The following is a 25,273-nucleotide window of genomic DNA, read 5'->3' as shown; positions in this document are numbered from 1 at the left end:
CCGAAAGCCCACCCCGAAGCAACCGGGCCCCGCCAGGCCCACCACGCGACACCGCCCGCCAACCACCACCTCCTCACCGAAACAAGACCGCGGATGCCGATCAATCATCCGACCTGTTCAGGCGGCATGTTGGTACTCATGCAGGGTTCCGCCGAGCCGGTCCTGTCGGTGGACCTCCAGGTGCGCGATCTGTCCTGGTTCGGTGGTCGGTTCAGGTAGCGGGCGAAGTGGGGCGGCCTGGCCAAGGGCCCGGTGCGGCCGATGCCCGTTACAGAACGATTCGAACTCGCGGAGCGCGTACAGGAGGTGGCTTTGGTTCCAGATCAAGGTGCGGTCCAGCAGTTCCCTGCGGCAGGCCTGCATCCAGCGATCCGTGATGGAGTTCATTCGGGGCATCCGGATGCCGCTGGTGACGACCTCCAGCCCGGCGTCGGCCAGCACCGCGTCGAAGGCCTGCGTGAACTTCGAGTCCCGGTCGCGGATCAGGAATCGGGCCCTGCTGCCCGCGTCCTGCAGGTCCATGACGAGGTGACGCCCCAGCTGCACGATCCACTGCGCGGTGGGGTGCGCGGTGGCGCCCAGGATCCGGACACGCCTGGTGGCATGCTCGATGACGGCGAAGACGTACAGCCGCGTGCCGCTCAGGGTGCGCGTCTCGAACAGGTCGCAGGCGAGCAGCGCGCGGGTGGGCTGCGCAGGAAGTCGGCCCAGGTCGTGCTCTGCCGTTCGGGCGCGGGCGGGATGCCGTGCTCGCAGAGGATCTCCCAGACCGTGGAGGCGGCGGCCTTGACGCCCAGAGCCGCGAGCTCGCCGTGGGTGCGGCGGTACCCCCACGAGCTGTTCTCGCGGGCCAGGCGCAGCACGCGGGCGCGGATCGAGCGGACGGTGGGTGGGCGCCCGCGGCGTTTGGGCACGCGGGTCGCGGCGTGGCGTCGCTTGAGCAGGTCGCGGTGCCGGCGCACGATCGTGTCCGGGCGGACCAACAACAGGAGATGTCGCAGCTCGCCCATGGGGAGGTGGTGGAGCAGACCGGCGAGAACCGCACGGTCGGTGCCGGTGAACACGGGCCGACCGACCCCGCGCCGCAGGACCAGCAGACGGCGCCGCAACGCAAGGATCCCGACGAGGCGCTCACGCCTGCACAGCCGTCCCGCTGCACAGCTCGCAACGACGAGCTACGCCGAGAGGGCTGCCGGCGCCGCAGGCTGCCGCAGGGCACAGGAAACAGTCGCGCAGTGGGGGTGCAAGCCTTGGGAGTCGAGCGCGCGTCCGACAGGTCCAGCGTGAGCGGCCACTCCCTCAACGCTCCGCCCAGTTTTACGCCGACCGCTCGTCGAGCGCTGCGCCAAATGGCCTCTCCTGCGGCTCACTTCGGTTGCCCGATCGGGCAGCGCAACCTTGTGAGCTGGTTGTGAGTCTTCTGATCGATCACTTTCGTGATCGGACCCACGAGGAGACCATCATCAGCGCCATACGCAAGACCCTCACCGCTACCGCCGTCGTCGGTGCCGTACTCGCGGGCTCCGCTGCCTGCGGAACGGCGGAGCAGCTTTCCGCCGGCCAGAAGCTCGACCAGGCCTTCGAGCAGCTCGGCAAGAAGAAGACGCTCTCCTTCGAGCTCGACCTGGACACCGACATCACGTCCCTGAAGGCGCTGGACGCCAAGTCCGACCCCGCGCCCGGCGACGAGATCCCGGATGAGGCCGCCGAGTTGATGAGCGACGCGACGATCACGGTTACCGTGCAGTCGAAGAAGCCGCTCGACGAGTCCGGCGAGAAGGATCTCGTCGGCATGGCCATGAAGATCAGCAATCCGGAGGGCGATCTCGCCGAGTACCGGATGATCGACGACTACGTCTACGTCCGTGCCGACGTCGACACCATCGGCAAGATGATGGGCAGCCCTGCACCGGCCGCTGAAGACCTGCCTCCGCAGGCTCAGTCCTTCAAGAACGTCCTTGAGGGCAAGTGGGTGAAGTTCAGCGCCAAGAAGATGGAGGAGGTCGCCGCCGAGGGCCAGGAGGACCAGGGCGGTCCCGCGCCTGCCCCGTCCCTCGACGCCAAGACGCAGAAGAAGCTCGTGGAAGCCCTCCGGACGGTCGTCGCCCGTAAGGTGAGCTTCAAGACGGCCGACGGAGAGAACGGCACCGAGCACGTCACCGCCACGGCTCCCTTCCGCACGCTGATCACCGAGCTTCTCGACGAGATCCGCCCGCTGACGAAGGACCTGCCGCCGGGCATGGAGCTGCCGACGGACAAGGACCTCAAGGACGCGCCCGACACCAAGGTGACGGCGGACTTCACGCTGAAGAACGACGAGCTGACCGAGGTGAATGTGGACCTCGCCGCGTTGGCCGAGGACGCCAAGGTCAAGAAGCTCGGCCTGACTGTGCGGATGAGCGACGGCACCAAGCCCACCGCTCCGGCCGGTGCCACCGAGCTGGATCTGCAGGAACTCATGGAGGGCTTCTTCGCCGGCCCGGCGATGGACGACGCCGAGTGGGACGAAAGCGACTACGCCGACCCGGACTTCCCAGAGGACGAGTTCTGATCGCGCCGAGCGCTGACGGGGCCGGACGCAGCGCTCGCACGGTGAGTGACCGCACGGGTGCTTTCTGTCCGCCCGTGGCTCCCGGGTTCCGTACCCTGGCGGCATGCGCATGCGCCCCACTCTGAACCGGCCCCCCGCCGAGGATCCGCTGCCGGACACCACGGACCTGGAGCCGGTCGCCGAGGCACTGGGCTTCGCCCTACCTGGCCAGTCCCCCAGTTGGCTTTGTTCACGGGTTCGGGCAGCGGTTGCTCAGCGCTTTGGGAGGCACCCGGACTGCGCCGTGTTCGATGTTCATGAGAGACGACAGCACTCGGCCGCCGACCACAGTGCTGCTCGATCGCCGCAGCCCGGGGAAACGGCCTCCCTCAAGTGCGTGCATCGGTCATGACCGAGTGGCCTATTGGATGCTCCAGCGGTGCGGGTGGCCGGGCTCTTCGGGGCAGGAGAAGATGTTGAGTTCGCCCCAGCGGCCCACGGTGACCTCGGTCGGACTGGCGTACCGGTGTGTGGGAAGGTCCTGTTCTTTCAGCGGCTTCCAGCTGCTGCCGCCGTCCCATTCCGAGCTGTCGACGGTCAGCAGCAGGTGCATCGGTGTCGCGCAGGTCCGGCAGTTCATGGGGGACGGGTCGGTGGCGTGCCAGGAGGCGAAACCGCCCACGCGCCAGCCCGGTGGGATGGACAGGTCGCACTGGTAACCCACCGGCGCTTCGGCATCGTCGTCCGTCGACTGCTCGGCCTCCTCCTCCAGCGCCTCTTCCCAAGCGTCGATCCGGGCGCACAGATCCTCCGGGAGGAGGCCGGCGAACGGGTAGGTGGCCACCTGCTCCGGGTGCAGCACGCACGGCTCGGGCACGTACCCCTCGAAGCCGACCACCCGCGGCTGCGGCGGGGAGATCTGCACCTCGGTGACCTCCCACGACCGGCGCCAGCGCAGGTCGAGCAGCATGCCGTAGCCGCTCGGGCCGTGGGCGTCGAAGGGGCACCAGAACACCTGGAGCAGATCGCAGTCGTCCGGCCCGGCCGGCAGGTCGGGGATGTCCCTGCGGTACAGCTGCGCAAGGCCGATCAGCGGCAGTGGATCGGTTGCGGCAGCTTCTTCGACGCGGTGTTCCTGGCCCAGTTCCTTCAGCAGTTGTCGTTCCTCGTTGGTAGGGCCGGGGTTCGGTTCCCGGAGCCATGCGGAAGCCAGGATCTGCCGCTGCCGGTGGATGTCTGCCGGGCGCCGGCCACGTGCATGGCGGTGAGGCTCGGTGCACACCGGCCAGGGTTCGTCCGCCGGCCACAGCAGCGGGCCGCCCACGGAACTGTCCTCCATGTCCGGATGGCCCGGGCGCGGATGAAGCCGGGTGGTGGTGCCCCGGTAGGCCGCCGGCCCCGGGAAGAGCGCCTCGACATCGAGCGGGCGCGGCGGTGTGGTCCTCGACATGCACGTGACCTTAAACAGCCGCCAGCCGTCGTGATGCAGCGCCCCCGAAGGCAGTCACCCCGACACCCGCACTGTCGAAACCCGTGAACAATTCGATTCGTACGCAGGCATCGGTGCCTCCCAAACCGGTGCACAACCGCTGCCCGTTCTCGCGAACACAGCCACCCAGTGCACAGTCAGAAGGGGGGCGGGCATCGCAGAGCCCAAAGCGGTGCCCCTCTCTCTTTGGTCAAGCCGTCTGGGTGCTCGCGGGGATGTCTCAGAGAGTACGGAGTGTATGCTCGATTGCCTCCACGATGCCGCGGTGGGCGGCCGGTGCCACCCGGCGAGCCCTCCCCACGGGGACGGGGGCCTGCTCCGCGATGCGGTCCAGCACCCGCAGGAAGTTCTTGTCGGCGGTGAGGAACACCTCACAGTCCGGCAGGTAGGAGGCGTGCTGAACATCGACGGGGTTGCCATCGGTGACCTTCATGTCCGCCTGCACCGTGTCCGCCGCCCACCGCAGCCAGTTGCGCGGCATGTTCTCGGGTTCCACTCCATGCAGCCAGAACCGGTTGAACACCTCCCGTGAGGCGCACATGGCGGCCAGGTCTGCCCAGGCACCGACCCAGTCGGCGTAGGTAGTGTCCTCACGGGTGAGCACGGACCGGCGGCCCGTCGCGAAGGCGCGCCAGTACACCTCCTGGTTGTACGGCCTCCACGCCGCGACCCGCTCGTCGTCTCCCCAGCCCGCCCGTTGCTCCGCCGTGGTCTCCTCACTTGGGGACATCATGATCTGGGAGAGGTCGCGGAGATCGAAGCCGGCTTCGTTCCAACGCTCACGCTGTTCCTTCTGGTTGTCCACGACGCACTGCACAGCGCGCGCGGTGCGCCGTGCCGGTTCCGTTTTGCGGAAGTGGTCGTGGTGCTCCACCGCATCCCGCCAGAACTTCTTCGTCCAATAGGTGCGCCACGTCGCCTCGCGCCCCGTGTCGGGCATCGAGCGCATCCACTCCGGGTGCAGGCGGCGCACCTCGGCGACGACCTCCGCGCCCTCACGGTCGGCCTCGCTGCGCAGCCGTTCGTCCGTCGCGGTCGTGATGGCCTCGACGATGGCCACCCGCTTGTCCGCGAGGGGATGCTGCAGTACTTCCAACAGGATGCTCGGTGGCGTCACTACGCGATGCCCGAGGGAGTGAGCAATTGCCTTGAACCGCTTACCGGCCCGTTCGTCCCCCAGGTAGGACCAGATGTTGTTGTCGAGCATGATCCTCATGCCGTCTCTCCCCCTGCCTGTGACTGCGGTCGTTCACCGTGCTTAGGGCGCGGCGCCCCTGATACACGATGACCCCATGCATTGAAAAGGAGGCGGAATCGGCATGGAAGGCACCGCTCTACGCCTCAGGGCCCGACGGCAGCACCGACGTCTACGAGAGCACCAATGAGACTGCCGCAGCAATCGCCTGCCGCGGTCCCCGTCGGTTCCGGCTTCACCGGCGTGTGAGCACGCGGAACTTGTTGCCGTCGGGGTCGGCCAGCAGCACCGCGCCGTGGGCGGGGTCGAGACACTTCCCTCGAGGGAGAGCAGGCGCTCGACCTCCGCTTGCTGATCGTCGTTTGGCGCGAGGTCGAAGTGCAGGTCCTTGCCGAAGTCCGGCATGAGCGGCGGACCGCCCCACGTGATCTTCGTACCGCCGTTGGGTGACTGGATGGTGGTCTCCTCGTCCTGGTCCCAGAGCAGCGGCCAGCCCAGCGCCTGGCTCCAGAAGTAGCCCACGGCCTGCGAACCATCGCAGGCGAGCGCTCCGCTGAAGCCGCAGCCGGCGAGGAAGTTGTTGCCCGGCTCGAGGACACAGAACTCGTTGCCCTCGGGGTCGGCGAGCACCACATGGGACGCGTCCGGTTCCTGGCCGACGTCGGCGTGCTGCGCGCCGACGTCGAGCGCCCTGGTCACGGTCTGCTGCTGGTCCTCCAGGCAGGAGCTGGTCAGGTCGAAGTGCAGCCGGTTCTGGGTGATCTTCTGCACCTGGGAGGGACGAAAGCCGAGGCGGTAGCCGGCGTCGTTCCCGGACAGCAGGGCGACGCCGTCGTCACACTCGTCGGCTCTCTCCAAGCCCAGGACGCCGGCCCAGAAGTGCGCCAGGCGCTCGGACTGGTGTGCGTCGAAGGAGATTGCGAAGAGTCGGCTGCTCCTTGCGCCACGCATCCTCGGTCCGTTGAGTGCCCACTGTCGGCAGGGGGCCATGTCAGCACCGCGAACGAGGATCCTATGGGCCGGTCGGCCTCGGTCGCAGCCGAGTATTCCGCAGCCCGCGTGCGGCCTCTGCTGTCATGTGTCAACCGCCCATGGTCTGTTCACGCAGCCCCGTTTCCATACCGGTGCAGATCCTGTCGTGGTTCGTGGTAGTCACGTGGTCGATGGTGGCCGCGCTGTCACATGCGGCCGCCCGCGTATGGACAGCCGGGACCGTGGGGCCTCCGGAAGCCGCCGATCTGCGGTTGAATACCGGTGTGGCACGGAAAGTCGTGGGGTTCGGCGAAGACGATCTGCGGGCGCTGGCGGGGGCTCGGTCCTTCGAGCGGGGGCTGGGGTATCTGGACGCGGTGAGCGGTCTGGAGGTAGAAGAGGGCTCGGTCACCGCCGTGGTGCACGGTACGGATGTCTACAAGGTGGAGCTCACCCTTGGCGGGGACGACAGGCCCTCGGGATGGTGCGACTGTCCCTACGGGCAGGAGGGCAACTTCTGCAAGCACTGTGTGGCGGTGGGGCTGACCATGCTGCGGCGGGCGAAGACGATCCCGCATCAGCAGGTCGCCGCACGGGCACGAGCCTCTGGCCTAGAAGCATGGCTCACGGCGCTGTCCCGGGACGAACTCCTGGCGCTGGTGCAGGAGCGGATCGCCGAGGACCGCCGACTGCGCCGACGCCTGGAGCTGCGGGCCGCCGCCGCTCGCTCCGACATCGGTACGGTCCGGGACCGGATCCTGACGCTGATTGATCCGCGGCCTTTCGCACGGTACGGGTACGTCGAGTACGCCGATTCCTCCGGGTATGCGCAGCAGGTGGCAGAGGCGGCGGCCGCGCTGCGCGCCCTGACCGCCGACGGTCAAGCGGTGCAGGCGCTCGGTCTGGCCGAGGAGGCGATCCGGGTACTGGGGGAAACGTACGGGAAGATCGACGACTCCGACGGTGTGGTGGGGCAGGCCGCCGCCGCGATGGCCGAGGCCCACCTGGAAGCGTGCAAAGTCGCGCGCACCGATCCGGAGCACCTGGCCCAGTGGCTGGTCGGCCAGGTGCTCGGCGACAGCAACGACATGACGGAGCTGGACCCGCTCGACTACGCCGAGGTGCTGGGACCGAGTGGGCTTGCCCGCCTGCGGCAGTTGGCGGCCGAGGCGCGGCGGCGCAGGCCGTCCGGCTGGGCGGAGCGGTATCTGATGGAGCGCCTGGTCAAAACGGAGGGCGATGTCGACGCGCTGGTCGCTCTGTACGCGCAGGACCTCGACCCGTCCGGTGCCACGCATCTGCGCATCGCCGAGGAACTCGAATCGGCGGGCCGCGCGGACGAGGCGCTCACGTGGGCGGAGCGCGGAATTCGGGACTGTGCCGCCGAGACGTACATCGACGGCCGCTTGGTCGACTACGTGTGTGCCCATTACGCGAAGGCGGGGCGGCCGACGGATGTAGTCGGGGTGCGCCGGGACCGCTTCCGTGTCGAGCAGTCCCTGGCCGCCTACCAGCAGTTGCGCTCTGCCGCTCAGACGGCGCAGTGCTGGGAGGCCGAGCGTGTGGCCGCGCTAGCCGCTCTGCGGGAGGACGCCCGCCGTGAGCGCGGCGGGCGGTATGGCGGGCCCGTACTGATCGATGCGCTGCTTGACGACGGCGATGTGGACACGGCCTGGCCCGAGGCCACCGGCCTCGCCGACGACCGGCAGTGGGAACACCTCGCCGACCTGTCACGCGAGACGCACCCGGCCGAGGCGCTCGCGGTCTACCTGCGGCTGATCGAGCGGCTGAAGGAACCAACCGGCGACCGTGCCTACGAGCACTTGGCCCGGCTGCTGCTGGGTGCCCGTGACTGCCATCGTGCGCTGGGGACGCAGGAGGCGTTCACCGACTGCCTCACCGGCCTGCGAGCAGAACTGAAACGCCGGCGCAAGCTGATGAACATCCTCGACCGGTGCGGGCTGTGAGGGATGCGGGCCCGCTCACCTCGTACCGGACGGCGCTTCTCAGTTCCTGAGGTCGACCATGCATACCGGCTGTCCGGCCGCACGGGCGATCGACTCGAAGCCGCGGTCGTAGTGCAGCAGCGTCAGCCCGGACTCTTCCGCAGCGGCGGCGACCGGCAGATCGACGAAACCCACACTGCGATGCTCGCCTTTGGCGGTGAACAGTTCCTGAACGACGCGTGCGCGTCGGTAGATGCCATCGGGTATGGGACACCAGATGCAATGAGCGTTCAACCTGCGCCGCACGTGCTCCCGGTCCACCGCCGAGCACGCTGAGCAGAAGGCTTCCAGTTCAGTGATGTCACAGAGGGCGACGAGCCCCGCGGCGATCGCGTCGCCCCACTCGGCCGTGGTCCGGCCGAAGGATGGGGGGTGGGTGGGCACGCGCATCTGCTGGTCGGGGCCCTGGCGCATTCGGGCCGGTGGAGGGCTGCTGGCGGAGTCGGAGGGCCTCCCCCATCTGGTCCAGGCCCTGGACGATGTCGTGCGCAAGCTGGGCGGGACCGCTCGCCGTTGGCGCTTCGACCGGATGGCCACGGTCTGATATCCCTCCAGTGGCCAGGTCACCGCGGCGTTCGCCGCCGTCGCCAAGTACTACGGGGTCGGGGTGGACATCTGCCCGCCCCGCCGCGGCAACCACAAGGGAGTGGTGGAGAAGGCCAACCACTCGGCGGCTCAGCGATGGTGGCGCACGGTTCCCGACGGCCTCACAGTCGTGCAGGCCCAGTCCGGTGTCGACAAGCTCTCGCTCCGGATGGACGACCGGCGCCGGCGGATCGACGGAGCGGTCACCACTGTCGGCGAGCTCGCTGCGGCCGAGGTGTTGCTCGACATTCCGGTGCGGCCGTTCCCGGCCGAGCTGGAGGTCGAGCGGACCGTCAGTCCGCAGAGCCTGGTCGCCTTCGACGGCAACCTCTGCTCCGTTCCGCCCGGCCTGCCCGGCGTCACGGTCAAGGTCCTGCACCGGCTTGGCGAGGACGACCTGTGGATCGTCACCGCCGGCCGGGCCGTCGTCGCCTGCCACCGCCGGGCCCCGCGAGGCACCGGGCAGACCGTCCGGGACGACAGACACGTCATCGCCCTGGAGAGGGCGGTGCTGTCCTCGTTCTCCGACCGGGCTCCCTGCAAGACCAAGGTCCGCAAACCGCCGTCAGCCGCAGCCCTGGCCGAAGCCGAGCGTCTGCGCGAAGGGTCGGCCGCCAGCAGTTCAGCCGAGCGGGTCGTGATCGACCTGAACCGCTATGCCGCTGTGGCCGACCGGCTGCGGAGTATCCCTTCACCGAAGCAGGAGGAGAGTCCGGAGTGAGTACGTCACCGATGCAGGTGAGTGAAGCCCGCCGATTCCAGCAGCTCAGAGGCCACCTGTCCTACCTCAAACTCAACGACGCCGCCGAGGCGTTGAACAGGGTCCTGGACCAGGCCCGCACCGAACAGATGTCACTGACCGCAGCCCTGGAACGGCTCCTGGAGATCGAAGCCGAGGCCACCGAAGCCCGCAAACTCGCCACCCGGGAACGGTTCGCCTGCCTGCCCGAACCCTGGACCCTGGCCGACTTCGACTTCGCCGCCCAGCCCGGCGTCGACGAGAAACTGACCCGTGACCTGGCCACCCTCCGCTTCCTCGACGACGCCTCCAACGTGCTGTTCGTCGGCCCGCCCGGAGTGGGCAAAACCATGCTGTCCGTCGCTCTCGGACGAGCGGCTGTCGACGCCGGCCACCGCGTCTGCTTCACCACCGCCGCCGAACTCGCAGCCAAGTGCCACAAGGCCGCCCTCGAAGGCCGCTGGAAGACCTGCATGTGCTTCTTCGCAGGCCCGAAGCTTTTGATCATCGACGAGCTCGGCTATCTGCCGCTGCCCGAGGACGGAGCCTCGGCCCTGTTCCAGGTGATCAACCAGAAGTATCTCAAGTCCAGCACGATCCTCACGACCAACGTCGGCATCGCCGACTGGGCCGGAGCGTTCGGCGACGCCACCGTCGCCGCCGCCATGCTCGACCGGCTCCTGCACCGAGCCACCGTCGCCGGGATCGACAGGCCCTCCTACCGACTTCGCGGCCACCAGAACCAGGCCGACGCCATGCGCAAGGGAGTCAACGCACGTGTCTCCTGACCCCCTCCACAACGACGAACAGCTCGGCATCAGACCCGCCAACTACCCATTCTGCGAAGCAAAGTTCATCCCAAACCCGAGACAGATCTACTGCTCTCCCCGCTGCTGCAGGAGCGCAGCCCGCCGACGCGCTCCCGTCGGCTTGGCCGCCCACACCTGCCCGGTCTGCGAGGGCATCCTCACCGCGAACCCCCGGCTCCGCCAGATCTACTGCTTGCCCGAATGCCGCCGCGAGTCGAAAAGGCAACGCAACCGGACCCGCGACGAAGAACGAGCCCGTCGTCGGCATGGGGTCGCTCGTCCTCGGCCACGTTCCTCTGGGGGGAGATGTGGGCGGGAACCCCCCTGAGACGTCTCGTCCCGGCCTCCCGGCTCAGAGATCACGGTCCGACATGACCTTCTGCTCGGCCTGCTCCACAGCGAACCGCCCGGCCGGGTCACCGCCAGCGCGCTCCACGGCACCGCGTACCAGGGCAAGATAAAAGAGGGGCGGCGCGCAGGGCGTCCACCGCTCCTCCGGCTCGTCCGCGATGAAGCCGAACACCGACTCCGGGTCCGCGTCCACGAACTCGAACCGGTCGTGCTCCCATTTGTCGGTGACACCTCGCGTCCAGCGAAGACGCAGCGCCGGCTCGTCGAGCTCGGGCGCCACCGCGCGGAAGAACGCCGCCCACTGGTGGTTGACCAGGTCGAGCCCGAACCCGAGCAGCTCCACCTTGGTCTTGTCCCCGTCATGCACGGCGAGCTCCTCGAAGATGGCGCGGCGCGCCACCGCGTGCAGGCTGACCGGGCTGCCGTCCCGAGGCAGGTCGTGCTGCCGGGCCAGGCCCTCGTTGGCGGAGGAGTTCCACCGCGCGCTGTTCGGCCCGGCGACCTGGGCGCTACGCCGGGAGAACAGCATCTTGCCGTCCTTGCCGGTCTCCAGCGCCACGTTGACGCCGAAGCTACAGTTCATCCAGGAGGGCGCGTCGGCCGGGTCACTGCCCTCCAGATACTGCTCGCGCAGCGTGAAGCCGTTCTTCTGCCGCCGGTCCAGGTTGAGCGAGGTGGTGAGGAAGTCGAAGTAGTCGGCGTCCCGCAGGGTGAGGGACACCACGGGCTCCTCGGCCAGATGCGTACGGGTGACCACGACCCGCTCGACCGCGAACCGCGCGTTGTTCCACCGGTGCGGCAGCCCTCCGGCCTCCTTGCGCTCCTCCTCCGCCTCGATGGACCGCCGCCAGGCGGCGATCTCCTCGGGGAACCGCACACGCTCCGGCGTGTACTTGACGTGGACGTTCTCCTCGTCGATCGGCCGGGTCCCGTCACCCTCGAAGAGATGACAGCCCGTTGCCCGGCCAACCACGGTGAATCTGTCTCGCATCGCCAACTCCACTGGTAAATAAGCTGTGGTGGACACTTACGGGGGGGCTGTCGATCTCATGGTACGAAGCGACACGGACAACCGGTTGGCGTTACTGAAAGCCGAGCGGCGATCCTCTTCCCTGGTGGGCACGATCGCCGTACCGGAGTACCTCCACCCGGACGAGGAAGAGCGGCAGCGGCTGCGCCGCCCGCAGCTGGACGAGGTCCGTGACCGCTTCACCGAGACCGCGCGGGAGAAGCTGGGGTTCGGGGAGACCCTCCGGGCCGACCGGAGCGGTGCGACCCGGCAGCGTCTATGGGCCGGGCTGGAGGAATTCCTGGCTGCCAGCGCCCAGCGGAAGATCCTCTACTGGACGGGGCACGGCGTCCAGCGCGGAAACAAGGGCTACTTCCTCGCCTGCGCCGACTCCTGGCAGTCGGGCGAGTTCGACCCCGCTCGGGCCGTCTCCCTGCTGGAGCTGGTGGGGCTCCTGCTGCGCCCGGAGTACGAGACGGACACCCTGCTGATAGTCGACGCCTGCTCGTCGCAGAGCTACAACTCCCTGGGCGAGGCGGTGCGGCACGCCGTGGAGCTGGAACGGGATCCCGCGGTAATCCGAGCGCGGGAGAGCCGTCGGAAGGGCTTCGCCGTCATCGGCACCTCGGGAGCGGACGCGCAGGTACCGGCGGGCCGCTGGGTGACGTGGCTGGAGGAAGCGCTGGCGAAGCCGGACTTCGTGGCGGACGACCAGGCCCGCCCGTTCGAGCCGTCCGCACTGTATCTGCCGCTACCGTATCTCTGCCGTGCCGTGGACGCGCGGGCCGCGGACGACGGTCTCGACGACCCGGCGCAACGGCCGGACTGCCGCGAGGTCCGGGCGCTTCCCAACAACTTCCTCGACAATCCCTACTACCGCCAGTCCGACCGGCCGGTGTACACGCCGGCCGTGCTGACGCGGCGGAAGCCGTGGGTCGAGGCCGAGCAGTTCGGTCTCGAGGAAAACAGTCATCTCAGCCGCCACTTCGCTGGCCGGCGGGATGTGCTGAGCCGAATAGTGCGCTGGATGGACACCCACCCGAAAGGGCTGCTCGCGGTGACGGGCCTGGCCGGCACGGGGAAGACCGCGCTGCTCGGCCGGCTGGCACTCGCCTCCCTGCCGAGCTGGCGGGAGACCCTCGGTCCGGATCTCGACCCCGCGACGCTGCCCCGGGCGGGAACCGTGCACGCGGCGCTGAGCTGCCGGGGGCAGTCCGCCCATTCTCTGGCCGCGCATCTGCGAGAGGTACTGGCGGACATCGACGGTGCGTCGCCGTTGCCGGAGGAGCCGGTGACGTCGGAGAAGTTCACCGGCGCCTTCGAGAAGTTGGTGGGCCGGGCGGGTTCGGTGAACCTGCTCTTCGACGCGCTCGACGAGGCCCTCCCGGATCAGGCATACGCGATCGCCCGGCACCTCCTGAACCCCCTGGCGGCCACGCCCGGTGTCCGGGTGATCGTCGGTACCCGGACGCAGCCCCGCCGGCGTACCACCGCGCCCACGGAAGAGGAGTCGCTCCTGGACACCCTGGAACTCAGCGTCGAACCCGTGGTCCTCGGGGACGACGAGGAGGCGCGCGCGAGCATCACTGGCATGGTGCGGTCCGTACTGGACACCGAGCACTCCCCGTACCGGGGTGACGCGCGACGGGAGGACCGCGACTGGACGGCCGAGATCGCCGCGGCGCGGAGTCACGGCTCGTTCCTGGTAGCCCGGTTGGTCGCGACCCGACTCGCCCGGCGGACCACGGTCGCCACCGAGGCCGAACTGCAGGCGTGGCTGCGCAACGGCGGTACGGACCTGCGCACCCGCCTGGCGGAGGAGACGCGCTACCTGAGCGAGCAGCCCGGCGCACGGCGCGCCCACGAGGTGCTGCGGGCGCTGGCAGTGATCCAGGGCCCCGGGCTGACCCCGGACGCGGCCTGGCTGACGCTCGCCAACGCACTGCGCGAGGCCGACTCATCGGAGCTCACGCCGGAAGATCTGCGACAGGTGTGCCGGAGCGCCGACGGCGGCATCGTCGCCACCCAGAAGGACGGCACGCGGCAGACGGCCGGGCGGACCCGCCATCAGCTGGCCCATCCGAGTTACGGCGAGTTCTTCCTCTCCGACGCCGGACTGACCACCCGGGAGGCACACCGCAGGGTGCTCGACGCACTGCGCGCCCGCGCCAGCGGCGACTGGAGCGGCGCCGACGAGTACACCCTCGAATACCTGGGCGCCCACGCCGCCCAGGTGGGACCGGAAGCCCTGCGGCAGCTCTTCGAGGACGTGGGCTTCCTGCTGCGTACGAACCCTGATGTCATGCTGCCGCTCGCGGCGGGTCTGACCAGGGACTGCGACGGCGCCGCGTTGTACGGCAGGATCGCGGGCTCGTTCCCTCGCGCGTCCCGTCCGCTGCCAGCGTCGGTTCTGCTGGAGCGCAAGGCCCTGCTCAGCGCCACCGCCTTCGTCAGCCACCGCGACGCGACGTACCAGACGCTGCGCCGCACCGACGGCTTCCTCCCCTGGCAGGAGTACTGGACCGATGTCCCGCCGGACCCCCCTGAGTGGCGGCGCGCGGCGCCTTCGGGCGGCGCGCGGGCGCTGAGCTGGCGCGCCGGGACCGGAGCGACGGGGCTGACCCACACGGACACCCTGACCGCCGGCGGACTGGGGGAGATCCAGGTCCTGCACCCGGAGTCGGGCGCCCGGTTGCTGACCCGCCGGCTGCCCCGGACCGGCGGGGAGCGCGGACGCCCGCTCAGTGAGGTGCGTGAGGTGGGCGCGGGAGCCCGCTGGGCCACCATCGCCCGGGACGACCGGGCCGTGTACTTCTGGCGCGCGGGGACCCGGCTGCCCGATCAGGAGTACCGGTGGGGCGGCAGCCTGCGCGCCCTGTCGGTGGCCGAGATGGAGGGCGAGAACGTGGCCCTGGCGGCCGACGGGGACCGGGTGTGGGTGTGGTCCTGGAAGGGTCACACCCACCTGGACACCCAGCTGAGAGTGGTCCTGGCGGCGGATGTGCGGCAGCTCGCGGCCCTCACCCTGGGCACGCGGATGTTCGTTCTGGCGGCGGGCGCCGAGCGGGTGGAGCTGTTCGAAGTCAGCCGCGACCGCAACGGGGTGAACGGTCTGCACGCCTGCCGGACCGATCCCGGCGCGACCCTGGCGGCGCCTGCGATGGCCGCCGCGGCGTTCGCGGTCTCGCCCCGGGAGGGCTTTCTCGCCGTGGCCGACGGGACCGCTGTATACGTCTGGCGGCTGGTGCCGGGCCCCGAGCCGGTCGTGGAAGAGGTGGCGACGTACCCGTCGAACGCGCGCGGCCTGGCCTTCGGGCGGCACGGCGATGAAGTGCTGCTCGCCGGATACGAGGAAGTGGCCGTCCGGATATGGTCCGTGGGGCAGTCCGGGCGCGAGGCCACGCTCGTTCTGAACGCCCCCCGCGAGGGCGCCGTCGCGTTCGAGCCGGGCGGTCAGGGACTGCTCGCGGTCGCCGACGGCCCGTACATCCGGGTGGTCGACGTGGTCCCCGCGCTGGAGACCGGTTACGGGATCCAGCGGCGGCCGAACAACGAGCGTCCGGTCCTTGCCCTGGCCGGCGCACCGGACGGTTCGCCGCTGCTGTGCCGCGCCTGGCACGACCGGATCCGGGTCTCCCGGCCGGAGCAGGGGGATCCGGCCGCCCTTCCGGCCACGGAGCTCGCCCACGAGGGGCGCGTGGTGACGGCGGTGGCCGCGGTACGGGCGGCAGGCGGCTGGACGGCGGCCGCCGCGGCCGTCCGGCAGATGGCCCCCGCGACCGGCCGGACGGTGGCTGCCGAGGACGGCCGGATCGTACGGCTGTGGCGGCTCGACGACAGCCTGTCGGTCATCGCCCACCGGGACATCCCGCTCGGCGGTGTCGCAGGCCAACCGGTCCGCGCGCTGAGCCTGGTCGGCGGTCCGGACGCCGGGACGTTGCGGTTGAGCGTGGCCGACGGTTGGCGGCTGGTACGCCACGAGGTCCCGGCCGATGTGTCTTCCGCCGGGATCGCGGTGCGCGAGATCCGGCCCGACAGCGGGTTCTGCGGGTTCGACACGAGGGTCCTCCGGGACGGTTCGTACTGGATGGCCGGTGATCTGAGTGACCAGCTGCGGGTCTGGACCGAGGGCGAGCACGGCATCGAGCAGCGCGTCCTGCTCACGGCCGACCCCTCCTGCCTCGCCCTCGGGGAGCTGTACGACGACGAGGACGACGTCTCGATGCCCATCCTGGCCTGGGCGGACCACGGCAGCGTGTACGTCAAGGACTGCTCCGGCGACGGGAGTATCCCCCCGGAGCGGCTGCCGGGGGACTACCCCGAGGTGACGTCCCTGGTGTTCGCGGGCCCCGTGGAGCAGCCCGTGCTGCTGCTCTGCATGCCGGAGGCGGTGTCGCGCGCGTGGGACGTCTGGTCCCGGGAATGGCTGGCCGGGCCGGGGATTCCCACGCGAGGGTACGGCGTGCACGCCGTGCGTACCGCGATGGACCCGGAGGGTCTGGTGATGGCGTTGCAGGGGGAGGACCGTTGCGATCTGATCCGGCTGCCGCACACGTTCTTCGGCACCGGGACACGGGGAGAGTGAATGGAACACGATCTGGTGGTTTTCGTCCCGGGGTTTCTGGGCACCCGGCTGTGCCGGGATGGCCGGGACCTCTGGGCGCGATGCGGTGAGCGGCTGATCGGCTCGTCGGCCGCGGCGCTCGCCGAAGTGGCCCTCCCGCCGGGGCTGGGGGACGCGCCGCCCGAGGGACCTTTCCGGCTGGACGCCGACACCCTGCTGGAGGTCCCGGACTCCGTGCCTGGGCTGCTGTCCTGCATGGGTTATCCCGATATCCGTGCCGCCCTCGGCGACCCGCTCGACGTGCAGTTCGTGCCGTTCGGTTACGACTGGCGGCTGTCCCACCGGCTGGTGGCCCGGCAGCTGAAGGCGCGGGTGGCGCGCGAGCTCGAGCGGTGGCACACGGAGGTCGACGCGTACTACCCGGGCCGGACCGACGATCCGCGCGTCATTCTGGTCTGCCATGCGACGGGCGGTCTGATCGGACGGCACTACCTGGAACACGAGAACGGCCGGGAGACCGCCCGGACTCTGGTGGCCCTCGGCACGCCGCAGCAGGGGCTGGTCCAGGCTGCCCGGCTGCTGGCCGGTCATGCGGTCCCCGGCGACGCAGGCCCCGGCGCGGACGCGGCCGCCCGGCTGAACGAGGCGCTGCGCGAGTGGGCGCTCACCCTGCCGGCGGTCGCCGAACTGCTGCCGGGGTACCCCGCCGTGCGGGTCGAGGGAAAGAGCCGCGAACGGCAGATCACCGACAACCGCTACCCGGTTCCCGGGCTGCCGGGCGACGCCGTCCGCGAGGCAGTGGCCTTCCGGGAGGAGTTCCGCTCGGCCTGCGACGAACACCGGCGCGTCGGCCCCCTCCCGTACACCGTGCACTGTCTCGGCAGCGTCGACTTCCCGAGCCCCGAGGCGCTCACGCTCTCCTCCGATGGGTTACGGATCACCAACAGTCTGCTGGGGAGCGGCGACGGGACAGTGCCACGCCGGTCGGCTGTCGCGGACTGGACCGGCACGGACCCCATGCTGTGGACCGACTTCCGGAACGCGGACCTGGCGAGCGGTCCCGCGCTCCGGGACGCGATGCTCGCGATCCGCGCGGGACGCGCGCCCAGCGGCACACTCGCGGGTGAGGAGGGCATCGTCCTGCACTTCCCCCGGGACCCGGTCGCCGCCGGCCGTCCGTTCGTGATCGAGCTGCTGGGGCACGACCTGCTGCGACGCAATCTGCGGACATTCAGGTGGCGTTCAGGCCGTACCGACAAGCAACCCGTCGTCTTCCGGCAGTACGAGCCCGACCGTTATCGGGCTGAACTGGAAGCCACCCCCGGGCGCTGGGTGGTCGAGGCACTGGTCGACCGGCCGAAGGGGCGTGACCGGAGGGACGTGACGGTCGTGGCGGTATGAGACGGGAGCTGGAATGACCGGAACCGACGCCCCCGCGTGGCCGCAGTGCGAACACCTCGACATGGGGGAACGCTGCCGGGGGCGCAGAGTGGGCTCGTACACGTTCTGTCTGGCGCATCTGGACAGCGCCGAACGGGCCGCCCATCTGGCCTCGCTGACCCCCGGCGCCGACCTCGACCACCGGGGCACACCCTTCACCCAGAGCCTGCTCGACGAGCTCCTCGCACCGCTCAGGGATCCGGGGAGCCGGCGAGCGCGGGTGGGGGAGGCATCGTTCGACGAGGTGCGGTTCACCGGAGATGCGGAGTTCGAGGGGATCGACTTCGGCGGCTTCTGCTCCTTCGCGTCGGCCGTGTTCGGCGGGGGTGTGTACGTCCGTGAGGTACATGCCGGGGGTGATTTCCGCCTCGGTGCGGCGCAGGTCGCGGGAGATGTGTGGCTCGATGACACAGAAGTGGGCGGTGATGCCTGGTTCTACGAGGTGCGGATCAAGGGCACGTTGCGGTTCTGTGTCCGCGAGGTCGGCCGCGGTGCGATGTTCAAGGGCATGACGTGCGGGGATGCCTACTTCTCGGGTGTCCGGGTGTGTGGCATCGCCTCCTTCGACGGCGCGGTCATCGACGGGGAAGCCGCCTTCGACGGCGCGGTCTTCGAGGACGGTGCCGACTTCGAGAAGATCCGGATCACCGGCCGGGCCTGTTTCGACGGTACGCATTTTCACCGGGGCAGAGCCTGCTTCAACGGGGCGGACATCGGCGGGGACATGCCGTTCGCCGAGGCTCACTTCGCGGCGGAAGCCACGTTCGACGGGGCCGCGATCGGTGGTGACCTGTCGTTCTCCGGGGCCCGGTTGGAGGCCGACGTGGGTTTCCGGCGGGCGGTGTTCCGGCGTACCGCCCGGATCGGCCCGCTGGTCTGCCCAGGGACGGTGGACTTCTCCGACGCCGTGTTCGAGGCCGCGGTGACGCTGGAGGCCGCCGCGCGGGAGGTGCGCTGCCGGCGGACACGCTGGGCGTCCACCGCCGCGCTGCGGCTGCGGTACGCCGGGGTGGATCTGAGCGACGCCGTGGTGGAGTTCCCGGTGACCGTCGTCGGCCGGCCCCGCCCGTTCGTCTCGCCGGAGGGTGAGGTGATCGCCGAACCGGGGCTCACCGATGACCGGGTGCGTGTCACCTCGGTCAAGGGCGTGGACGCCGCGTACCTGGTGCTGGCCGACGTCGACCTGACCGGCTGTCTCTTCGTGGAGACGGTCCACCTGGACCAGTTGCGGCTCGAAGGCCGCTGCATCCTGTCGCCACCACCCGTCGGGCTGCGCTGGATACGCCGCCGGACCCTCGCCGAGGAGCACCACTGGCGGGCGACCCGGTACGGCGACGGCTGGATGCCCGCGCCACCGGGCGTCGAGACGCATGAACCCGCCGTGCTCGCGCCGGTCTACCGGCAGCTCCGCAAGGCGCTCGAGGACGGCCGGAACGAGCCGGGCGCGGCCGACTTCTACTACGGCGAGATGGAGATGCGCCGCCACGACGCCACGGCGTCCCGCGGTGAGCGGACGCTGCTGCGGATGTACTGGGCACTCTCCGGATACGGCCTGCGCGCCGTGCGTGCCCTGGCCTGGCTGGTCCTGGCGATGACGGCCACCGTGCTCGCGATGATGCTGTGGGGGCTGCCTCAGGCCGACCCGGACCCGGTCAGTGCGGGGACCACCGACGGCCGCCGAGTAGCCCTGACGACCAGGAAGCCGACACCCGTCAACCCGGAAGGGCCGTACACAAGGCGTCTGTCGACCGCGCGGTTCGAGAAGTCCGTGAGAGTGGTGGTCAACTCGGTGATCTTCCGGGCCTCCGGACAGGATCTGACCACCACCGGGACGTACGTCGAGATGACTGCCCGCCTCGTCGAGCCGGCTCTGCTCGGGCTTGCCATCCTCGCCGTGCGCAGCCGCGTGAAGCGATGACGTGTCCCGGTCCTCGCCGGGCACGCCGTTACGTCGGATCAGTGTGCGATCACCTGTGCCGTTCGGAAATTCGTCGCTGCTGCTCAGAGTGGGTCCGGCGCGCCACGAGGGCCTCCTGGAACCCTGCCCGGGTGATCGTCTCACTGGTGTATCGGGTGACGCGGAAGCCGCTGTCGGTCCCGGCGGTGCTGTTGCGTCGACGCGCGGCCAAGAATGCCGAATCGTTGGTGCTGCGGCATGGGAACGCGGTGCTGCGCAGGCAGCTCACCGGTCCGGTGCGGTACAAGCTGGCCGACCGGATCTGGTTCGCTGCGCTGTCCGCGTTGTTCCCGCGACGCCGATGGGCGCGGGTATTCCCGGTCACGCCCGCGACCCTGCCCGCGTGACACCGCAGACCCATCGCGGTCAAGTGGGACTACAGCAAGCGCCGCTGGAGGCCAGGCAGGCCACCGACCGCCGGCGCGGTGACGGCGCCGGTGCTGCCACCGGCCCAGGAGAATCCGCGTTGGGGCTGTCGACGGATCCAGGGCGAACCCGCCCGCCTCGGACATCCGATCGGCACCACGACGGTCTGGGAGACCCTGACGGCCGCCGGCATGAAACCGGCCCCACGCCGCAGCGGGCCGGCACGGCGCGAGTTCCCGACCGCGCAGCCGAGGGCCTCCTCGCATGCGACTTCCTCCACATCGACCTGGCCGGCCTTCGCCGGGTCTACGCGCTGGTCCTCCTCGAGCACGGCACGCGCCGCCCGCACCTCGCCGGTGTGACCGCGCACCCGACCGGGCAGCGGACCGTGCAACAAGCCCGCAACCTCGCCGTCGAGCCGGGCCCGCGCCCGAAGTCACCGCGCTTCTTGATCCGCGACCGGGACGCGCAGTACACCGACTCCTTCGACGCCGTCTTCGCGGCCGAGGACGTGGACGTGCTGCTCAGCGCGCCCCGGGCGCCGCGAATGAACGCCCACTGCGAGCGCGTGATCGGCACGATCCGCCGGGAAGCCCTGGACCACATCCTGATCGTGCACGAAGCCCACGCCCCCCAGGTCCTCGCCGAGTACCAGGAGCACCACACCACGCATCGGCCACACCGAGCACGAGGCCAACGACCACCCGAAGCCCGGGAGCAGCCAGCGGTATTGCACGATCGCGTGCCCCGCAGGCTCCTGCGCACCCGCGTCCTCGGCGGGGTCATCAACGAGTACCGATACACGGCTTGAGCTGCAGCGATGACTCTACGAGCCCCACAGGGTGAGCGCGTCGGGCGGGAAGCCCGCGCGATCCCGCCCCCTCGCAGGCGCGCCTATCGTAGAGGTATGACCAGCGGCGTGGTGACGCTGTTCGTATGCGGCGATGTGATGCTCGGACGCGGCGTCGACCAGATCCTGGCCCACCCCGGCGATCCGGTGCTGCGGGAGACCTGCGTCGCGGATGCCCGCGCCTACGTCCGCCTGGCCGAGTCGGTCAACGGTCCGATCCCGGCCCCCGTGCCGCCCTCCTGGCCATGGGGCGAGGCACTCCGGTTGCTGGACTCCGCTGCCCCGGACGTGCGGATCGTCAATCTGGAGACTTCCGTCACCCGCAGTGACGCGTTCGCGCCCGGCAAGGCGGTGCACTACCGCATGCATCCGGCCAACGTGTCCGCCCTCACGGTCGCCCGCCCCGACGTCTGCGTCCTGGCAAACAACCACGTACTGGACTTCGGCCGGGCGGGCCTGGAGGAGACGCTGGACACGCTCGACCGCGCCGGCCTGCAGGTGGCGGGCGCCGGGCGGAGCGCCGACGAGGCGTACCGGCCCGCCGCCGTCCCCAACCCGGCCGGCGGCCGTGTCCTGGTTCTCGCCCTCGGAGCAACCTCCAGCGGCATCCCGCCCGGCTGGGCGGCGACCGCCGCCCTCTCCGGCGTCGCCCACCTCCCCGACCTTTCGGCCGTCACGGCCGCCGCGGTGGTGCGGCGCATACGGCGGTTGAAGCGTGCGGGCGACATCATGGTCGTGTCCGTGCACTGGGGCTCCAACTGGGGGTATCACGTCCCCCGCGAGCAGACCCGTTTCGCGCACGCCCTGGTGGACGGCGGTGCCGACCTCGTCCACGGACACTCCTCGCACCACCCCCGCCCCATCGAGGTGTACCGCCGGCGGCTGGTGCTGCACGGCTGCGGCGACTTCATCGACGACTACGAGGGCATCGGCGGTTACGAGGAGTACCGCGACGACCTCCGGCTCGCCTACTTCGTCACGGTGGCGGCGGACAGCGGGCGGTTTCTCGGTCTGCGCATGGTGCCGCTGCGGGCAAGGCGCATGCGGCTGGAAGGCGCCCCGCACCGGGATGCCGTCTGGGTACGGGCGACCCTGAACCGCGTCAGCACCGGAGTCCACCTGGACCTGGAGAGCGATGGCACGCTCTCGCTGGATCCACGCCGGCAACACCCCCGCCCCGGAGCCTCACGAGGTCCGCGATGACCACCGAAGGCACGATCCCGCGCCGACGACCTGGGATAGTTTGTCTGTATTGCTCCGGTGTTGATGCGTCAGTGATCCGGGGTGGTGTTGGCCGTGGTCGGGATCTATGACGGCTGGTGTCGTGCCGCCGACGATGGTTGCCGGTGCGACCGCACGCACATGCCGGGTAGACAGCTCTCCCGTCTGCTGCCGCTCCAGCAAATGACGCACTACCAACGCTCTGGCAGCACAGCCCCACGGCCGGCCCTTACGTCTTGATCCACCCCACGATCACACCGGCCGTGCCCTGTGCCGTTCGGATATTCGTCTCTGCTGGTCAAACCACGTATCCGTATTCGCTGATCAGGCCGCCGAGAACGCGGCTGCGCAGGAGTCGCGTGGTGCTCAGGCCGGTGACCGGTGCGGGCCGCCGTTCGGCGAACGGTGGCAGTCGCCCGCGGGCCTGACGTGGGCGATGCCCGTTGTGGTGCCGGGCGTACTCGTCGAGCACGCGCCGGGCACGGGTCTCATTCCGGATCAGCAGATGGTCGAGGGCCTCGCGCCACAGGGTCCCGATGACCCGTTCACCGTGCGGCGTGGGGGCCGACGGCCATTGCACGTGGCCGTCGACCCCTTGACCCGCGTCAGTAATTCTTCTGACGTATCGTCAGTTCCCGTTGACCAGGTCGTGTGCCGGTACGGTCACCGTCCGTTTACCTGGCTTGCCACCGAGTACGATCTTCCGCAGAGCGCTGTTGTTGTCGACGCTGGTCTCCTTCAGCCGCTTCTCCGGGTTGGCCAGCACCTGGATGTAGTACGTGCCGTTGGGCACATCTGTGATGTCGAAGGACTGGCCCGGCAGGTCCTGTGAGTACGTGTCACCGGAGCCGACGTCCAACACCTCCCGGACGGAGATCGAGTTCTCCGCACCGCAGGCGGTGGACAGATCGGTGTTGAACGGATGCCAGTTGGCGTTCTTTACCGTGTAGTCGATCGCGTCGGTGTTCGCGAGGCAGAAAGCCTCCTTGCCGCTGCGCACGGCCTCCTTCTTGTTCGCCTTCAGCAGCCGGTAGCTGGCGAAGTCCGTGAAGTGCCAGTGCATATGGCCCGGACGCGGGTCCCATTCCATGGTGCCGGTCGGGGTGTAGCCGACCTGCTTGCCCTTGGCGTCGTAGAAGTACTGGTAGGCGTCCATCTTGGCCTTGCCGGGCGACCGGAAGCCGTCCACCACCAGCTGCGCCGGACCGGCGTTCCACACGTTGGCGCTGAAGGCCAGATAGTCCTTGCCGGGGATGTCCCTCTCACCGTCGCTGACGACGATGCCGTAGGCCGGCAGCGAGCGCAGGTCGGGCTTGGGGACGTCCGGGACGGAGGGCTTGCCGGCGGGTCGCTTCGACAGCGGCTGAAGCGCCGGCGCCTTGCGCGAGCCGTCGGTCTGGCCGCCTGTGTCGCCGACCCGCATCGAGCGCGCGGCCTGCTGCTTCTTCAGCGCCCACGGCAGGGTGGGTGGCGCCGCCTTCAGCGGCCCGTGGCCCACGTTGTACGAGGGGCCCGCGCCGCTCGTGACCGGCGCGGCGGCTTGGGCGGGCGTCGGGGCGTGTCCCGACCCGTGGCCCGTATGCGCGGTCGGCGCCTGGTGAGCGGCTCCGTGACCTGCGTGCTCGCCTGAGGCGGAGGACCGGGACGCCGGCCCGGTGGCGCTCTGCTCGTCCTCGTAGCTCCGCTCCTGCACAGTCACCTTGATTGTGGCCGGCTTGTTGGCGATGCCGAACAGGTCACGGTACTTCTTGGCGACCCCGACCTTGGCGGTGTAGGTGCCGGCTGCCAGCATGACCGGCTCGGTGTAGGAACCCGCGTAGGTGTTGGCCGCCCAGCCCTTCTCGACACCCCATACCGAACCGAGGGTGAACGGGTTGGTGGGGCAGCTCTCCGGATACTTCGAGGTGGCGGGCGCGTCGGGTCGCACCCGGCCGCTGGCGTTGTTCGGGCAGAAGTCCTCGCTACGACTGAGGACCTTCTTGCCCGCCTTGTCCGTGACCGTGATCTTCGCGAAGTCCCGCAGTCCGGAGAAGTCCTTCACTGTGCCTTTGGGCAGCACCTTGGCCTTGGCCTTGCCGCCCTCGTACACGGTCTGGGTGATGGTCACCGGGTCCTTGTAGGACTTCCGGGTCACCTTCAGCTCCAGCGGCGTCCCCTCGGCGGTGAGGTAGGTGCCGAGGTCGAGGTAGACGCCCGGCTCCTCCTTCCAAGAGGTGAGCGTGATCGAAGTGGTCGCGGCGATAAGGCTCAGCTTGGGCCCTGCCGCTGCTTTCGCCGGCTCCGCAGTGGCGGCCACGAGCCCCGCCGTCACGGCCATGGCGGCGACAGCCGTGGTGCCGGCGAGCAGCGGACGCCGCGGCCGGATGTTGCGCGTTCTGGTCATCGATCCCTCGTCCTTCGGATGCTGTGGAAAGGAAGCAGGCGGTCGGCGGCTCGGCTTGTCGGCCAGGCCAGGAAAGCCGCCGCGCAGGCAGAGTGACGGGCACTTGTCGTACCCGCGCTGTGAGAGGAACGGACCGGATGCTCGGTTGTCCGGAAGGTGGAAAACCACGGGGTGTTGGCCGGATCGTTCTATTGCAGACGAAATCAGGCCGAAGTTTCGGGTACGGTCCACCCGGTGGTGAGCCCTTTGATAGAAACTGCCCGATGGCCCAGGTCAAGGCGGGCAGGTACATGGCCGGCACTGTCACGGAAGAACTGGCCGCCCTGCGCAACCCGTTGCTCGAGCCGGGCACCGTCACCCCCGAGGACTGCTACGACGACGCTTGCGAACAGGCCCTCGAGCAGCGCAAGAGGGATACCCTCCGCCTTGAGGCCGCAAGCGACGACCAGCAGATCAACCCGCTGCCGCTTGCGCTCGAGGACCTGAAGGCGCAGAAGGAGGCCGTCGACGCCCAGATCCGCCAACTGCTGCCCTACGGCCGAGTTCCACGGCAGCCGTCCTTACGGGCTGGAGGAGCTCGCCCGCGCTACCGGATTCAGCTTCTCCGGGGTGCGCACCGCCTACAGCGAGCGGGAGATCCGGCAGGTCACCGCGCAGATCGGCAGGGAGCCGAACCGGCCGCGCCGCGACAATGCCAAAGACGGCCGGTAAGCGCGACGAACGGTGCGGTGCGAGGACGGCGACGGGTGTGGGGCGCGAGTGAAGACACACCACCGCGTTCATCCGTCGCTTTCTGCCGCGCGGCAG

At 69.7% G+C, this 25,273-nt stretch carries 16 protein-coding genes and 3 pseudogenes; 11 read left to right on the top strand and 8 right to left on the bottom strand.

Going from position 1 to position 25,273, the window contains the following annotated elements; translation table 11 throughout:
• Positions 1–117 precede the first annotated feature (117 nt).
• A pseudogene (locus AOK11_RS28940) lies at positions 118–1,145 on the bottom strand (integrase).
• A 266-nt stretch (positions 1,146–1,411) separates the two neighbouring features.
• Here AOK11_RS28940 and AOK11_RS28935 point away from each other — a divergent pair.
• Positions 1,412–2,551, top strand: a complete 1,140-nt coding sequence (locus AOK11_RS28935) for a hypothetical protein (RefSeq protein ID WP_107098705.1) — start codon at positions 1,412–1,414, stop codon at positions 2,549–2,551.
• Positions 2,552–2,951: 400 nt separating this feature from the next.
• Here AOK11_RS28935 and AOK11_RS28930 read toward each other — a convergent pair whose 3' ends face one another.
• From AOK11_RS28930 to AOK11_RS28920, 3 genes and pseudogenes are all read right to left on the bottom strand, one after another.
• Positions 2,952–3,980, bottom strand: coding sequence for a hypothetical protein (locus tag AOK11_RS28930; protein WP_055596672.1), 1,029 nt, complete (start codon positions 3,978–3,980; stop codon positions 2,952–2,954).
• Between the two features lie 259 nt (positions 3,981–4,239).
• Complete coding sequence (locus AOK11_RS28925; protein WP_055596671.1) at positions 4,240–5,235, bottom strand: hypothetical protein; 996 nt, start codon at positions 5,233–5,235, stop codon at positions 4,240–4,242.
• Between the two features lie 214 nt (positions 5,236–5,449).
• Positions 5,450–6,165: pseudogene (locus AOK11_RS28920) on the bottom strand (VOC family protein).
• A gap of 305 nt (positions 6,166–6,470) precedes the next feature.
• On the opposite strand from AOK11_RS28920, the gene AOK11_RS28915 reads away from it, so the two are divergent.
• Positions 6,471–8,153 carry an SWIM zinc finger family protein gene (locus AOK11_RS28915; RefSeq protein WP_055596670.1) on the top strand — a complete coding sequence of 561 codons (1,683 nt, stop codon included), beginning with the start codon at positions 6,471–6,473 and terminating at the stop codon, positions 8,151–8,153.
• Between the two features lie 39 nt (positions 8,154–8,192).
• Here AOK11_RS28915 and AOK11_RS28910 read toward each other — a convergent pair whose 3' ends face one another.
• Positions 8,193–8,576, bottom strand: coding sequence for a PIN domain-containing protein (locus AOK11_RS28910; RefSeq protein ID WP_240497528.1), 384 nt, complete (start codon positions 8,574–8,576; stop codon positions 8,193–8,195).
• Between AOK11_RS28910 and AOK11_RS43590 the strand changes: the two genes are divergently transcribed.
• From AOK11_RS43590 to istB, 3 genes are all read left to right on the top strand, one after another.
• A complete protein-coding gene (locus tag AOK11_RS43590) occupies positions 8,569–8,736 on the top strand; it encodes a hypothetical protein (protein ID WP_240497527.1) in 168 nt (55 codons plus the stop codon). The two genes, AOK11_RS28910 and AOK11_RS43590, sit on opposite strands and share 8 nt — an antisense overlap.
• A gap of 63 nt (positions 8,737–8,799) precedes the next feature.
• Positions 8,800–9,498 carry a Mu transposase domain-containing protein gene (locus tag AOK11_RS28905; protein WP_167353844.1) on the top strand — a complete coding sequence of 233 codons (699 nt, stop codon included), beginning with the start codon at positions 8,800–8,802 and terminating at the stop codon, positions 9,496–9,498.
• Positions 9,495–10,304, top strand: coding sequence for an IS21-like element helper ATPase IstB (istB, locus tag AOK11_RS28900; RefSeq protein ID WP_240497526.1), 810 nt, complete (start codon positions 9,495–9,497; stop codon positions 10,302–10,304). The genes AOK11_RS28905 and istB overlap by 4 nt, the downstream gene beginning before the upstream one ends.
• A 373-nt stretch (positions 10,305–10,677) precedes the next feature.
• On the opposite strand, the gene AOK11_RS28895 is transcribed toward istB, so the two are convergent.
• Complete coding sequence (locus AOK11_RS28895; protein WP_055596668.1) at positions 10,678–11,667, bottom strand: hypothetical protein; 990 nt, start codon at positions 11,665–11,667, stop codon at positions 10,678–10,680.
• A gap of 124 nt (positions 11,668–11,791) precedes the next feature.
• Here AOK11_RS28895 and AOK11_RS28890 point away from each other — a divergent pair, with 124 nt between their 5' ends.
• The 5 genes and pseudogenes from AOK11_RS28890 to AOK11_RS28870 all read left to right on the top strand — a co-directional run bounded on the left by AOK11_RS28890 (position 11,792) and on the right by AOK11_RS28870 (position 22,065).
• The gene (locus AOK11_RS28890; protein WP_240497525.1) at positions 11,792–16,270 is read left to right on the top strand and encodes a peptidase C14 caspase catalytic subunit p20; all 4,479 of its coding nucleotides are present in this window, start codon (positions 11,792–11,794) and stop codon (positions 16,268–16,270) included.
• Positions 16,271–17,650 carry an esterase/lipase family protein gene (locus AOK11_RS28885; RefSeq protein WP_055596666.1) on the top strand — a complete coding sequence of 460 codons (1,380 nt, stop codon included), beginning with the start codon at positions 16,271–16,273 and terminating at the stop codon, positions 17,648–17,650.
• Between the two features lie 13 nt (positions 17,651–17,663).
• Positions 17,664–19,607 carry a pentapeptide repeat-containing protein gene (locus tag AOK11_RS28880; RefSeq protein WP_055596665.1) on the top strand — a complete coding sequence of 648 codons (1,944 nt, stop codon included), beginning with the start codon at positions 17,664–17,666 and terminating at the stop codon, positions 19,605–19,607.
• Positions 19,608–19,738: 131 nt separating this feature from the next.
• Positions 19,739–20,823: pseudogene (locus tag AOK11_RS28875) on the top strand (integrase core domain-containing protein).
• Between the two features lie 96 nt (positions 20,824–20,919).
• Positions 20,920–22,065: a CapA family protein gene (locus AOK11_RS28870; RefSeq protein WP_055596664.1), complete on the top strand. Its 1,146-nt coding sequence runs from the start codon at positions 20,920–20,922 to the stop codon at positions 22,063–22,065.
• 316 nt (positions 22,066–22,381) lie between these two features.
• Here AOK11_RS28870 and AOK11_RS28865 read toward each other — a convergent pair whose 3' ends face one another.
• Together AOK11_RS28865 and AOK11_RS28860 are read right to left on the bottom strand one after the other, a co-directional pair.
• Complete coding sequence (locus tag AOK11_RS28865; protein WP_055596663.1) at positions 22,382–22,663, bottom strand: integrase core domain-containing protein; 282 nt, start codon at positions 22,661–22,663, stop codon at positions 22,382–22,384.
• 48 nt (positions 22,664–22,711) lie between these two features.
• Positions 22,712–24,466: a lysyl oxidase family protein gene (locus tag AOK11_RS28860; RefSeq protein ID WP_055596662.1), complete on the bottom strand. Its 1,755-nt coding sequence runs from the start codon at positions 24,464–24,466 to the stop codon at positions 22,712–22,714.
• 263 nt (positions 24,467–24,729) lie between these two features.
• On the opposite strand from AOK11_RS28860, the gene AOK11_RS44115 reads away from it, so the two are divergent.
• The coding region (locus tag AOK11_RS44115) for a hypothetical protein (RefSeq protein ID WP_206188950.1) at positions 24,730–25,273 on the top strand (544 nt) is incomplete at its 3' end.

The sequence above is a fragment of the Streptomyces hirsutus genome (genome assembly GCF_001418415.1).
Classification (GTDB): Bacteria; Actinomycetota; Actinomycetes; order Streptomycetales; family Streptomycetaceae; genus Streptomyces; species Streptomyces hirsutus.
This window is presented reverse-complemented; position numbering and strand designations above follow the sequence as displayed.

Coding starts and splice junctions, on each gene's coding strand:
- AOK11_RS28930 (WP_055596672.1), bottom strand. CDS start 3,980: ATGTCGAGGACCACACCGCCGCGCCCGCTCGATGTCGAGGCGCTCTTC.
- AOK11_RS28925 (WP_055596671.1), bottom strand. CDS start 5,235: ATGAGGATCATGCTCGACAACAACATCTGGTCCTACCTGGGGGACGAA.
- AOK11_RS28895 (WP_055596668.1), bottom strand. CDS start 11,667: ATGCGAGACAGATTCACCGTGGTTGGCCGGGCAACGGGCTGTCATCTC.
- AOK11_RS28885 (WP_055596666.1), top strand. CDS start 16,271: ATGGAACACGATCTGGTGGTTTTCGTCCCGGGGTTTCTGGGCACCCGG.
- AOK11_RS28880 (WP_055596665.1), top strand. CDS start 17,664: ATGACCGGAACCGACGCCCCCGCGTGGCCGCAGTGCGAACACCTCGAC.
- AOK11_RS28870 (WP_055596664.1), top strand. CDS start 20,920: ATGACCAGCGGCGTGGTGACGCTGTTCGTATGCGGCGATGTGATGCTC.
- AOK11_RS28860 (WP_055596662.1), bottom strand. CDS start 24,466: ATGACCAGAACGCGCAACATCCGGCCGCGGCGTCCGCTGCTCGCCGGC.